The sequence below is a fragment of the Bradyrhizobium sp. 33ap4 genome, from assembly GCF_032654765.1.
Lineage (GTDB): Bacteria > Pseudomonadota > Alphaproteobacteria > Rhizobiales > Xanthobacteraceae > Bradyrhizobium > Bradyrhizobium australafricanum.
The window spans coordinates 7748-19990 of the sequence record NZ_JAUMTJ010000038.1 but is presented as its reverse complement, the minus strand read 5'-3'; the positions used below and the strand labels follow the sequence as shown (position 1 = coordinate 19990).

Genomic DNA, 12243 nt, shown 5'->3' with positions numbered 1-12243 from the left:
GGTCGCGGGGATCGTCATCGCCTTGTCACAGGAATCTGTTAGGTGCACAGGCATGGGAAGTGACTCCTTGAGTGAAGAAAGTCCCGAGCGGCACTTTCGCACTTTGTTTATCTCCGATGTCCATCTCGGAGCCCGCGGTTCGCAAGCCGACCGCCTGCTCGACTTCCTCCGTTCTCACGATGCCGACACGATCTACCTCGTTGGTGATATTGTCGACGGCTGGGCGCTGAAGTCGAACTGGTACTGGCCGCAGACCCATAATGATTTCGTGCAGAAGATGCTGCGCAAGGCGCGCAAGGGCGCCAAGGTGATCTACGTCCCGGGCAACCACGACGAGTTCCTGCGCAAATATTACGGCACGCATTTCGGCGGCATCGACGTGGTGGAGAACACCGTTCACACCGGCGCCGACGGCAAGCGCTACCTCGTGATCCACGGCGACATTTTCGATCTCGTGGTGCAGAACGCGCGCTGGCTCGCCCATCTCGGCGACAAGGCCTACGATTTCGCGATCCAGATGAATCGCTTCGTCAACTTCTTCCGCAAGATCTTCGGCGTGCCGTACTGGTCGCTGTCGCAATGGGCCAAGCTGAAGGTCAAGAAGGCGGTGAACTATATTGGCGCGTTCGAGGCGACGCTTGCCGGCGAGGCGCGGCGCCACGGCTGCGACGGCGTGATCTGCGGCCACATCCACTACGCGACGATTCATGACGAGCACGGCATCCGCTACATGAATTGCGGCGACTGGGTGGAGAGCTGCACCGCGCTCGCCGAGCACGAGGACGGCCATTTCGAGATCATCACCTGGACCGACCCGGTGCGCCGGATCGCGCCGGTTCCGCGAGTGACGGCACGCGCTGCATGACGCATATCCTGGTCGCGACCGATGCGTGGCATCCCCAGGTCAACGGGGTTGTCCGCACGCTGACCATGATGGCACAGGCGGCGAAATCGCTCGGCGTCGAGGTGAGCTTCCTGACGCCGGACGAGTTCCGCACCTTCGCGATGCCGAGCTATCGCGATCTCCGGCTGGCGCTGCCCTACCGGGCCAAGGTCGCAAGTCTGATCGAGGCGGCGAGGCCCGACAGCATCCATATCGCGACCGAGGGCCCGATCGGGCTTGCGGTGCGCCGCTATTGCCGCAAGCGCGGCCTGCCGTTCACGACGAGCTTCCATACCCGCTTCCCCGAATACGTCTCGGCGCGGACGCCTGTCCCGGAAGCCTGGGTGTGGCGCGCATTGCGCTGGTTCCACCGGCCGAGCCGGGCGGTGATGGCGGCGACCCCGGCGCTGGCGGCCGAGTTGCGTCAGCGCGGCTTCCGCAACGTGGTGCTGTGGTCGCGCGGCGTCGATACCGCGCTGTTCCATCCGCGCGACGTCGATCTCTGCCTGCCGCAGCCGGTCTATCTCAGCGTCGGCCGGGTGGCAGTGGAGAAGAATCTCGCGGCCTTCCTCGATCTCGATCTGCCGGGAACCAAGGTCGTGGTCGGCGACGGCCCGGCGCGGGCGGCGCTGGAGCGGAAATATCCGGACGCTGTGTTCCTCGGCGCCCGTCATGGGGAAGAATTGGCTGAGATCTACGCCGCGGCCGATGTGTTCGTTTTCCCGAGCCGTACCGATACGTTTGGTCTGGTGCTGCTTGAAGCATTGGCGAGCGGCCTGCCGGTTGCCGCTTTTCCGGTCACCGGTCCCCGCGACGTGATCGGCGCGGCGCCGGTCGGCGTGCTCGACGAAGATCTGCGCCATGCCTGCCTGGAGGCGCTCAGCATCCCGCGGCAGGCCTGCGTCGACTTTGCCGCGCTCCACACCTGGCAGGCGTCGGCCCGGGTGTTCATCGATCGCTGCATGAATGTCCGCCCCGCGCCGCCGGACGGCGAGGGGGAGGCGCTCGAATTCGGTGCCGAAGAGCACCATTTTGTGGCCCTGCCGGCGACCCAGCCCACCTCACGCTAGTCAGGTCACGCTAAAGCGTCTTGCCCGCCAGCCCGGCGCCGCGATACAAATCGCGAATGACGGACACCGTTCTCAATCCACCCGTCGCTGCCGCGGACATCGATGCCGCCGCAAGGGTGGTCGCGCCGTTCGCGGTGCGCACGCCGCTCCTGACCTTCCCCGTTCTCAACGAACGCGTCGGCAGCCAGGTCTTCCTCAAGCCCGAAATGCTGCAGCGGACCGGATCGTTCAAGTTTCGCGGCGCCTTCAACAAGCTCGCCTCGATCCCGCAGGACAAGCGGAGCGGCGGCGTCGTCGCGTTCTCCTCGGGCAACCACGCCCAGGGCGTCGCTGCGGCCGCCAAGATCCTCAACATGCAGGCGACCATCGTGATGCCTGCGGACTCGCCGATCACCAAGCGCGAGCGCACCAAATCCTATGGCGCCGAAGTCGTGCTCTACGACCGCGATCGCGACGACCGCGAGGCGATCGCCAACGGCATTGCCGGCAAGCGCGGCGCGACCTTGGTGCGCCCCTACGACGATCCCTTCGTGATCGCGGGCCAGGGCACCGCCGGCCGCGAGATTGCCGAGGACATGGCTGCGCTCGGACTGACACCCGACATCGTGGTCGCACCGGCTTCAGGCGGCGGATTGATCGCGGGTGTTGCGACCGCGGTGAAGGCGAAATATCCGCAGGCCCAGGTGATCGTCGCCGAGCCCGCGGGCTATGACGATCACGCCCTTTCGCTCAAGGTCGGCCATCGCGAGGCGCATGCGGTTGCGCCGCGCACCATCTGCGATGCGCTGATGGCGATGATGCCGGGCGAACTGACCTTCGCCATCAACAGCAAGCTGCTCGCGAATGGCGTCAGCGCCTCCGACGACGAGGTCGGCGCCGCCGTCGCCTTTGCCTATCGCGAGCTCAAGCTCGTGGTCGAGCCCGGCGGCGCGGTCGGGCTCGCCGCGCTGCTCGCCGGGCGGATCGATGCCAAGGGCAAGAACGTCGTCATCGTGCTGTCGGGCGGCAATGTCGACGCCGACCTGTTCGCGAAACTCGTTGCCTGACACCGGGTTAGGTATAGATGCTGCCGCGGTACATGAGCTGGCTCGCGTTGCGTGCGCAGGTCCATGGGACATGAATGCTTCGCGCGCCACTCGTCGTGCGCGGGTCAAGCCCGGCAATGACAGGATATGAACGGTCGAGGTTACGAGAAGAACGCGATCTTCTCGGCCTGGCTCATGCGGCGGATCGGCGCGAGTGGATCGTTGGCCGCGACGCTTGGCCTTTTCAGAAGGCCGCTGGCGATGATGGTCGAACCGAGTGAGATCTCTGCTGCGGGCGCAGAGGCCGGCTCAACGGCGGGCGGGAGAGGCGGCGGCATCACCAGAGTTTCGGCAATCGGCGCCACAGCCACCGGCTCGATCTTGACTTCGGCCCTGACCTCGACCTTCGGCGCGGGCGCCGGTGCGGGCTCGGGCTGAATGGCCGGCGCAACCATTTCGGGCTCGGCCGCCATCGCCTCAGCGACGCGCATCTCCTCGGCGGCGCGCATTTCCTCCGCGATCGCCTCTTCGTCGATCGGATCGGGCGCGCCCATCTCCATCGCGATCAGGTCGAGCACCGCCTCGTCATGGGCGTCGGCCGCCGTCTCGTCGGTGACGCGGGCGAGTTCCGCGGCCTCGGCTTCGGCCAACGCGGCTTCAGCCTTGAGCCAGGCTTCGCTCGGCTGCGGCATCACGGCCGCGGCAACATCAATGCTCGGCGTAGCTGCAGGCATCGCAGCTTCGGCGGGCGGCGTCGCAGCGGCTTCCTGAGGCGGCCCCGGCGGTGTGGCCGCGACAGTCGCGTCGGGCGCAGCGCTTTCCGCCACTGGTTGCGGCGAGGGAGCAGAGGCGGGCGGTTCCGTGACAGGCGCCTCCGCCACCGGTGCTTCGGCCACATCAGGTTCTGCCGCGGGCGCCGCCTGCTTGTCCGGATCGAATTCGCTGAGCCGGCGCGCCAGCACCGCGAAGGCGGCATCCAGCACAGCCTTGGCATCGTCGATCGAGACCTCGGCAGCACCGGCCTCGATCGCGCTGACCTGCGAATCGATGATGTCGCAGATCCGGCCGTCATTGCCGATCTCGCGCAGCCGCCAGGAGATCTCCCTGATCACCCGCACGCCCTTGCGCACCGGTGCGAGGCTCTGCTCGAAGCTGATGCCCTCGAGCGCGGCGATGGCGGAGGCCTGGGTAGCTTCGATTGCGCCGCGCAGGGCGGCCAGCGCCTGCGCCAGTTGCTCGTCCCTGATCGCCGCGGCGGCGGCTTGCCGCTGCGCGCTGAGGCTTTCCTCGATCCGCGCCACGGCATCGAGCACCATGCGGGTATCGGCATTGCGGTTGCGCTTGGCGTATTCGCCGAGGAACCAGCGGCCCCGCGAGGTCTCCATGAAGGCCGCGCTGATCGCGGCATAGTCCTCCTCGCTCGGCAGGGCCGCGCGGGCGGATATCGGCGACAGGGCGAATGCTTCTTCGGCCATCACAATCTCTCCGCGCAAATCACTGCGCGTTACGCTAACGATCACCACGATATCGCGCGAATCGCAATTGAATTGATGTCTTCCGAATCACAAATCCCCATTGCAGCAAAGGTTGCATCGCGGCGATTCGCGCGCAGCCTTGCGGCATTCTATGCCACGCTGTTCGGCATGACCGGGGTTCACCTGCCGTTTTTCACGGTGTGGCTGAAGGCGGTCGGCATCGACGCCACCTGGATCGGCATCATCACCGCGGTGCCGCCGGTGACGCGCTTCACCGTGCTGCCGCTGGTCACTGCGGCGGCGGAGCGGCGCCAGATGCTGCGCGGGGCGATCATCGCCACCGGATTCGCTACGGCGTTCGGTTTTTCCGTGATCGGCACCCAGCACCAGCCGTTCGTGCTGCTGGCGATCTATGCGCTGACCTGCTGCGTCTGGACGCCAATGGTGCCGCTCACAGACGCCTATGCGCTGCGCGGCGTCAGGCAATTCGGCCTCAGCTACGGACCGCTGCGGCTCTGGGGCTCGGCCGCCTTCGCGGTCAGCGCGCTGCTGAGCGGCTTCCTGCTCCGCTATGTCGCGGAGGTCGACCTGATCTGGATCATCACGGCCGTGACGGTGCTCGGCGCGCTGGTCGGGTTGACGCTGCGGCCGCTGGGCCGCCCGGTGGCAGCCGCCACACCTGCGGCCGGCGCGCCAAAACTGCTGCGCAATCCCACCTTCCTCGCTATCATCGTCTCCTCGGCGCTGATCCAGGGCAGCCACGGCGCCTATTATATCTTCGCATCGATTGCCTGGCAGCAGGCCGGCTTCAGCGGCCTGACGATCGCTTGCCTCTGGGTGCTCGGCGTGATCGCCGAGATCGTGCTGTTTGCGGCCTCGCCGCGCTTCACGCTGCCGTCGGCTGTGCTGGTGATGATCGCGGCCGCCAGTGCCGCGGCGCGCTGGGCGATCACCGCGCAGGACCCGCCGCTTGCGGTGCTTGCAGTTGTGCAGCTCGGACATGGACTGAGCTTCGGCCTGACCCAGGTCGGCATCATGGGCCTGATGGTGCATCACGTGCCGGTTCACGTGATGGCGCGCGCGCAGGGCTATCTCACCGCCTGCGGCGGCATTGTCGCGAGCACCACGGCGATCGTCAGCGGCATGGTCTATGCGCGCTTCGGGCTCGGCGTCTACGACATGATGGCCGCGATGGCGGCCACGGGCGGGCTCGTGATGTGGCTGGCGCGCAAGCGTCTCACCGATTAGCCCCAGAGTGCGGCGTCGGGCGGATAGACCAGGCTGCCCTCGTAGCGCAGGCCGTGGTCGCGATCCTTCGCCAGCAGCAACGGGCCGTCGAGATCGACGAAGCGCGCGGCTTGCGCGATCAGCATCGCCGGCGCCATCGCGAGCGAGGTCGCGACCATGCAGCCGATCATGATCTCGAAGCCGAGCGCGCGGGCGGCATCCGCCATCGCCAGCGCTTCGGTCAATCCGCCGGTCTTGTCGAGCTTGATGTTGACGGCGTCATAGCGGCCGCGCAGGCCGGCAAGCGAGCCGCGGTCGTGTACGCTCTCGTCGGCGCAGACCGCAACCGGCCGCCTGATCCGCGCCAGCGCCTCGTCCTTGCCCGCCGGCAGCGGCTGCTCGATCAGGGTGACGCCGGCATCGGCGCAGGCAGCGAGATTGGCGGCGAGGTTGTCCTCCGTCCAGGCCTCGTTGGCGTCGACGATCAGCTCGGATCGAGGCGCCGCCTTGCGCACGGCGGCGATCCGCGCGCCGTCGCCGTCGCCGCCGAGCTTGATCTTGAGCAACTGACGATGCGCGGCCTTGGCGGAGGCCTCCGCCATCGCCTCTGGCGTCCCGAGCGAGATCGTATAGGCGGTGGTGCGCGGTTCCGGTGCGGGCCGGCCGAGCAGGTTCCAGATCCGCCTACCGGCGCGTTTGGCCTCCAGGTCCGCCAGTGCGCAATCCAGCGCATTGCGGGCGGCGCCGGCAGCCATCCTGGCCTGCAAGGCGACGCGGTCCATGCCATTGGCGAGCGGCGCCTGCAGGGCCTGGATCGCCTGCAGCGTCGCCTCGGGCGTTTCGCCATAGCGCGGGTAGGGTACGCATTCGCCGCGGCCGGTGAGGCCGCCCTGGCTCAACTCGGCCACCACGACGACGGCCTCGGTCTTGGTGCCGCGGCTGATCGTGAAGGTCCCCGCGATCGGCCAGCGCTCGATCCGACCGGTCAGGGAAATCGCTCCGGATGGGGTGGAAGTCATTTTAAAGTCTACTATTTCCTGAACCGTAGCTTGCGACGCGCAGCCAACTATGGCTGGTTAGCGGCAGATTCGACAAGCCGATCCGGCAGCGCCGGAGATCAGCGTTAGCGGCAGCCAGCCGGCTTGAGGGGTAGGCAAAAGGTGAGCGGCGACCCGACACTGGAGCGGATAGCCCAAGGCGAAGGACTGGCGTTGTGCGCGGCGGGCGACTGGACGGCCCGCTTTGCTCCTGCGCTCGAGCGGATCGTCTCCGACGCGGAGAAGCTGCGCGGCAGCCGGCCGCACATCTTCATCGACGTGTCGCAGGTCGCGAACCTCGACACCTTCGGCGCCTGGCTGATCGAGCGGCTGCGCCGCAGCCTCAGCGACGCCACCGCCGAAGCCGAGATCGCGGGCCTGTCGGCCAATTATTCCAGCCTGGTCGACGAGGTCCGCCGCGTCGGCCCCGTGCCCGGGGTCGTCAGCGACCGGCTGTCGATCTCAGGCATGCTCGAGCAGATCGGGCGCACCGTGGCCGGGATCGGCGGCACCATCATCAGCCTCGTCGACATGCTCGGCGCGGTGCTGGCGGCCGCCGGGAAGGTGCTGATCCATCCGCGCAGCTTCCGCCTGACCTCGACGGTGCATCACCTCGAGCAGGTATGCTGGCGCGCGGTGCCGATCGTGGTGCTGATCACCTTCCTGATCGGCTGCATCATCTCGCAGCAGGGCATCTTCCATTTCCGCAGGTTCGGCGCCGACATCTTCGTGGTCGACATGCTGGGCGTCTTGGTGCTGCGCGAGATCGGCGTGCTGCTGGTCGCGATCATGGTCGCGGGCCGCTCCGGCTCGGCCTATACCGCCGAGCTCGGCTCGATGAAGATGCGCGAGGAGATCGACGCGCTGCGCACCATGGGCTTCGATCCGATCGAGGTCCTGATCCTGCCGCGCATGCTGGCGCTGGTGCTGGCGCTGCCGATCCTGGCCTTCCTCGGCGCGATGGCCGCGCTCTATGGCGGCGGCCTGGTGGCCTGGCTCTATGGCGGCGTCGATCCGGAGGCCTTCCTGCTCCGCCTTCGTGATGCCATATCGATCGACCATTTCATCGTCGGCATGGTCAAGGCGCCGGTCATGGCGGCGGTGATCGGTATCGTCGCCTGCGTCGAAGGCCTGGCGGTACAGGGTTCGGCGGAGTCGCTCGGACAGCACACCACCGCATCGGTGGTGAAAGGAATCTTCTTCGTGATCGTGATGGACGGCGTGTTCGCGATCTTCTTCGCCTCGATCGGGATGTGATCATGGCGGAAGAGGACAACGACGCCATCATCCGGGTCCGCGACATCACCGTTCAATTCGGCAACACGCGGGTGCTCGACGGCCTCAACCTCGACGTCAGGCGCGGCGAGATCCTCGGCTTCGTCGGGCCCTCGGGCGCCGGCAAGTCGGTGCTGACGCGCACCATCATCGGGCTCGTGCCGAAGGTCGCCGGCCGCATCGAAGTGTTCGGCGTCGATCTCGACGCCGCGAGCACCTCGCAGCGCCGTGCCGTCGAGCGCCGCTGGGGCATCCTGTTCCAGCAGGGCGCGCTGTTCTCCTCGCTCACGGTGCGCCAGAACATCCAGTTTCCGGCGCGCGAATATCTGCGCGTCTCGCAGCGGCTGCTCGACGAGATCATGGTGGCAAAACTCGTGATGGTCGGGCTGAAGCCGGAAGTCGCCGATCGTTATCCGTCGGAATTGTCGGGCGGCATGATCAAGCGCGTCGCGCTGGCGCGCGCACTCGCGCTCGATCCCGAGCTCGTGTTTCTCGACGAGCCGACCTCGGGTCTCGATCCGATCGGCGCCGGCGAGTTTGACGAGCTGGTGCGCACCCTGCAGCGCACTTTGGGGCTGACCGTTTTCATGGTAACCCACGATCTCGACAGTCTTTACACCGCGTGCGACCGTATCGCCGTTTTAGGGAACGGTAAGATCATTGCTGCAGGATCGATCGCCGACATGAAGGCGTCGCAGCATCCATGGCTGCAGCAATATTTCAACGGCAAGCGCGCCCGTGCCGTTGTGGCCTAGCCCATGATCCCGAAACCTGGAGCCGATTTTCGGACGAGATCATGCGCCAACAGGGAATTCGATGGGCTCGAGCACAGCTGGCTGCGCGCGGGCCCGAGAGTGATTAACGCGAGCAATTGATGGAAACGCGGGCGAACTACGTCTTGATCGGGGCTTTCACGCTGGCGGTGATCGCCGCCGCGTTCGGTTTCGTGCTGTGGTTCCAGAGCCTGCACACGACCAAGCAGCGCAGCCCCCTGCGGGTGATCTTCGAAGGTCCGGCGTCAGGCCTGCGCAACGGCGGCAATGTCAATTTTAACGGTATTCGGATAGGGGAAGTGGTCTCGGTGAAGCTCGACAACCCGCGACGCGTGGTTGCGCTGGCGATGATCGAGAACAACGCACCGCTCCGCAAGGACACCCTGGTCGGTCTCGAGTTCCAGGGTCTCACCGGCGTCGCCGCGATTTCGCTCAAGGGCGGCGAGGAGGCCGCCCCGCCGGTGCCGCTGGACGAGGATGGCATCCCGGTTCTGACCGCCGACCCGAATGCGCTGCAGGACGTCACCGAGGCGATCCGCGCCACCCTGCAAAACGTCAACCGCATCGTCGCCGACAATCAGCAGTCGGTGAAGAATTCGCTGAAGAATCTCGAGGTCTTCACCCAGGCCTTAGCGCGCAATTCCGAGAAGATCGACAACGTCATGCTCAAGGTCGACGGCGTGATGGGCAAGGCCGACAGCCTGATGCTTGGCCTCAATGCGATCGCAGGCGGCAACAATGGCAGCGAGCTGAACCTGATGGTGAAGTCGATCCGCGAACTCGCCGAGGATCTCGACAAGCGCTCCAATCTCCTGATCAACGACGGCCGCAGGACGCTGTCCGACATCAGCCGCGCCGTGAACAATTTCGACCGCAACCCGAGCCGGGTGATCTTCGGCGGCAGCAACAACGCCGCACCAGAGCCCGCGCCGGCTCCGGCGACCGCGCCCGGGCCGCGGCGGCGGCAATAAAGGGCGAATGGCGAACAGGTTCGCTGCCCTCTGGTCGCACAGTCATTCCGGGGTGGTCCGTAGGACCGAACCCGGAATCTCGAGATTCCGGGCTCGGTGCTTCGCATCGCCCCGGAATGACCCTGTCGAGTCTTCGTCGACGCGAATTTTCCAATCCCACCCAAAACAAAACGGAGGCCATGAGGCCTCCGTTTCCATTCGCTACACGCTTACTTTGCCGGCTTACCCCAGCCGTCCCGCGGCGTGCGCGAGCAGGGTGTAGACCAGCCCGGTCTCCGAGGTCAGGTGGCTGCTCAGCTCCTGCTGGCCGCGGCCGTCGCGGGCGACTTCGTCGAGCAGGCGCTCGAACTCCGCGATGTAGCGGTCGACCGTCTGCTTGAAGCCGCGGTCGGAGCGGTACTTGCGGGCCACCTCATCGAAAGCCTTCTGGCCGGCCGGCGTGTAGAGGCGCTTGGAGAACGCCTTGTTCTCGCCGCGCTGGTAGCGATCCCACATCTCGGCCGCAAGCGTGCGGTCCATCAGCCGGCCGATGTCGAGCGACAGCGACTCCAGCGGATTGACCGGCTGCTGCTGCGGACGCGGGCGCTGCTGGGCGTCGCGGCTCTGCGGGGCAGGCGGCGGTGCGTCGCTGCGGTTGAGCAGGTCGGACAGCCAGCCGTCGCCGTTGTTGTTGGAGCCTGCCGGGCTGACCGGCGGGGCCTCGGTGCGGCGCGAGCTCGCCATGCCGAGATCCGGCGGCGGCAGCGTCGAGGCGCTGTTGCCGTTGTCCCGCATGCGCACATCGCCGCGGCCGCCGGCGGCAGCCACCACCGGCTCCTCGTGGCGAACGCTGGCGCGGTTGGTCGAGACCACGTCGAGTCCGCGGCCGTGATGAGCGACGATGCGGTTCAGCTCGGCCAGCGCCTCGATCTGATCGACGATCACCTTGCGCATCTGCGCGGTGTTCTCGGCGGCCTCCTGCGGCATCTCGAGCACGCCGCGGCGAAGCTCGTTGCGGGTGGCCTCGAGCTCGCTCTGCATCTCGCTCGCCATCTGCTTCATCGCCGTGACCATCGCGGAGAACTTCTCCGTCGATTCCTTGAACATCGCATCGGTCTCGGCATTGCTCTGCTGGTAGAGGTCGTTCATGGCGTCGACGGTCTGCTGACGCTCGTTCTCGGCCGCCTGGCGCACCGCCTCGAACTGCCTGCTGATCGCAGCCGAACCGGCGCCTGCGGTCTCCGCCACCACGCGGGCGATGTCGCGGGCGCGTTCCTCGGCCGCTCCGAGCGATTCATCGAGCAGCCCGGTGAAGCGCGACAGCCGCTGGTCGAGATCGGTGGTGCGAAGGTCGATGGTCGTGACCAGCGCTTCCAGCGCGGACTTGCGCTCGCTGACGGAGGCCGTCGTCGAGCGGTTGGCCTGCTCGACCACGGCAGCCGCATCGATCAGCGCCTTGCCATGGGTCTCGAACTGGCTCGACAGCGCGCCGAGATCTTCCAGCGCCTTGCCGGTCTTGCTGTTGAACACCGTCAGTTGGTCTTCCAGCGTCTGGGTTGCCACGCCGTTGCGCGAGGTGACGTCGTTCATGGCGGACACGAAGTCGGCCACGCGGGTCACCAGAGCGCGCTCCAGCGAGTTGAGGTTGTCGTGGGCGCCGGTCAACACTTCCTGCAAGAGGATGTTGCCTTCGCGCAGCCGCTCGAACAGCGCGACCGTATCGGTGCGCAGGATCTTGCTGGTCTCCTGCATCTCCGTGACGGCCGAGATCGAGACCTGGCGCGACTGGTCGATCGCCGCGCGCGAAGCCTGCTCGAGCTCCTTGAGCGACTTCGCCACCGCGCCGGTCGCCTGATCGCCGGCCGAGGTGATGTTGCGCGCGACATCGCTGCCGTGGGCCGACATCGACTGCGAGAAGGCGAGGCCGCGGGTTTCGATCGCCTTCAGCGCATCCGCGGTGGCGCGATCCATGTCGCTCGACAGCTGCGTGGTCTTGGAGGTCAGCGCCTCGACCAGCGAGCCGCGGCGGCCGTCGACCATCTGCGACAGACGCTCGGTCTGCTGCTGCACATAGGTGACGATCTCGTCGGTCTTGCCGGTCATCGCCGAGCCGAAGGCGCTGGAGGCCGACAGCACCGAACGTTCGATGTCGGCGGAGGTCGTCTTGACCTTGGTCGAGACCTCGTTGGACATGGTGATCAGCGCGGCCTGCGCGTTCTGCGCCGAGGTCTGGATGTTGTCGGTGGTCTTGGCCGTGACCGCACCCAGCGCGCGCTCGATATCGGTCGAGAGCGTGCGGATCTGGGCGGCGGCATCGGCGGAGGTCGCCGCAAACGAGCTCTGGGCCTCGCGGGCGCTGCCCAGGATGGTCTGCGCAGTCTCCGCGCTGGCCGTGGTCAGTGACCGCTCGATCTCGGCGGAGATCTCGCGGATCTGGCTTGCGGCCTCGCTGGAGGTCGCCGCAAACGAGCTCTGGGCCTCGCGGGCGCTGCCCAGGATGGTCTGCGCAGTCTCCGCGCTGGCCGTGG

Annotated in this window: 9 protein-coding genes and 1 pseudogene; 7 read left to right on the top strand and 3 right to left on the bottom strand. The window is 66.9% G+C overall.

From position 1 onward, the window contains the following. Positions 1 to 52 precede the first annotated feature (52 nt). From Q2M23_RS27015 to Q2M23_RS27005, 3 genes are read left to right on the top strand one after another with little or no spacing between them, the layout of a single operon-like run. Entirely contained in the window at positions 53 to 865 is an 813-nt protein-coding gene (locus Q2M23_RS27015; RefSeq protein ID WP_316397630.1) for a UDP-2,3-diacylglucosamine diphosphatase, read from the top strand. Next, positions 862 to 1953, top strand: a complete 1092-nt coding sequence (locus Q2M23_RS27010; RefSeq protein WP_316397629.1) for a glycosyltransferase family 1 protein — start codon at positions 862 to 864, stop codon at positions 1951 to 1953. The genes Q2M23_RS27015 and Q2M23_RS27010 overlap by 4 nt, the downstream gene beginning before the upstream one ends. A 56-nt stretch (positions 1954 to 2009) precedes the next feature. Further along, positions 2010 to 2999 (top strand): threonine/serine dehydratase, encoded by a 990-nt coding sequence (locus tag Q2M23_RS27005; protein WP_076825738.1) that lies wholly within the window; start codon positions 2010 to 2012, stop codon positions 2997 to 2999. A 140-nt stretch (positions 3000 to 3139) separates the two neighbouring features. On the opposite strand, the gene Q2M23_RS27000 is transcribed toward Q2M23_RS27005, so the two are convergent. Continuing rightward, positions 3140 to 4453: a hypothetical protein gene (locus Q2M23_RS27000; protein WP_316397628.1), complete on the bottom strand. Its 1314-nt coding sequence runs from the start codon at positions 4451 to 4453 to the stop codon at positions 3140 to 3142. A 75-nt stretch (positions 4454 to 4528) separates the two neighbouring features. Here Q2M23_RS27000 and Q2M23_RS26995 point away from each other — a divergent pair, with 75 nt between their 5' ends. After that, complete coding sequence (locus Q2M23_RS26995) at positions 4529 to 5701, top strand: MFS transporter (protein WP_316397627.1); 1173 nt, start codon at positions 4529 to 4531, stop codon at positions 5699 to 5701. On the opposite strand, the gene dgcA is transcribed toward Q2M23_RS26995, so the two are convergent. Then, positions 5698 to 6699: an N-acetyl-D-Glu racemase DgcA gene (gene dgcA, locus Q2M23_RS26990; protein WP_316397626.1), complete on the bottom strand. Its 1002-nt coding sequence runs from the start codon at positions 6697 to 6699 to the stop codon at positions 5698 to 5700. The two genes, Q2M23_RS26995 and dgcA, sit on opposite strands and share 4 nt — an antisense overlap. Positions 6700 to 6840: 141 nt before the next feature. Here dgcA and Q2M23_RS26985 point away from each other — a divergent pair, with 141 nt between their 5' ends. From Q2M23_RS26985 to Q2M23_RS26975, 3 genes are all read left to right on the top strand, one after another. Then, positions 6841 to 7974 (top strand): ABC transporter permease, encoded by a 1134-nt coding sequence (locus Q2M23_RS26985; protein WP_316397625.1) that lies wholly within the window; start codon positions 6841 to 6843, stop codon positions 7972 to 7974. A gap of 2 nt (positions 7975 to 7976) precedes the next feature. Then, a complete protein-coding gene (locus Q2M23_RS26980) occupies positions 7977 to 8747 on the top strand; it encodes an ABC transporter ATP-binding protein (protein ID WP_028338275.1) in 771 nt (256 codons plus the stop codon). 119 nt (positions 8748 to 8866) lie between these two features. Continuing rightward, positions 8867 to 9736, top strand: a complete 870-nt coding sequence (locus tag Q2M23_RS26975) for an MlaD family protein (protein ID WP_028341638.1) — start codon at positions 8867 to 8869, stop codon at positions 9734 to 9736. Positions 9737 to 9958: 222 nt separating this feature from the next. On the opposite strand, the pseudogene Q2M23_RS26970 reads toward Q2M23_RS26975, so the two are convergent. Next, a pseudogene (locus tag Q2M23_RS26970) lies at positions 9959 to 12243 on the bottom strand (negative regulator of septation ring formation); the annotation flags it as partial.

Excerpts from the sequence above, each read along its gene's own strand:
- Q2M23_RS26980 (WP_028338275.1), top strand. The coding sequence starts at position 7,977 with ATGGCGGAAGAGGACAACGACGCCATCATCCGGGTCCGCGACATCACC.
- Q2M23_RS27010 (WP_316397629.1), top strand. The coding sequence starts at position 862 with ATGACGCATATCCTGGTCGCGACCGATGCGTGGCATCCCCAGGTCAAC.
- dgcA (WP_316397626.1), bottom strand. The coding sequence starts at position 6,699 with ATGACTTCCACCCCATCCGGAGCGATTTCCCTGACCGGTCGGATCGAG.
- Q2M23_RS26995 (WP_316397627.1), top strand. The coding sequence starts at position 4,529 with ATGTCTTCCGAATCACAAATCCCCATTGCAGCAAAGGTTGCATCGCGG.
- Q2M23_RS27000 (WP_316397628.1), bottom strand. The coding sequence starts at position 4,453 with ATGGCCGAAGAAGCATTCGCCCTGTCGCCGATATCCGCCCGCGCGGCC.
- Q2M23_RS27015 (WP_316397630.1), top strand. The coding sequence starts at position 53 with ATGGGAAGTGACTCCTTGAGTGAAGAAAGTCCCGAGCGGCACTTTCGC.
- Q2M23_RS27005 (WP_076825738.1), top strand. The coding sequence starts at position 2,010 with ATGACGGACACCGTTCTCAATCCACCCGTCGCTGCCGCGGACATCGAT.
- Q2M23_RS26975 (WP_028341638.1), top strand. The coding sequence starts at position 8,867 with ATGGAAACGCGGGCGAACTACGTCTTGATCGGGGCTTTCACGCTGGCG.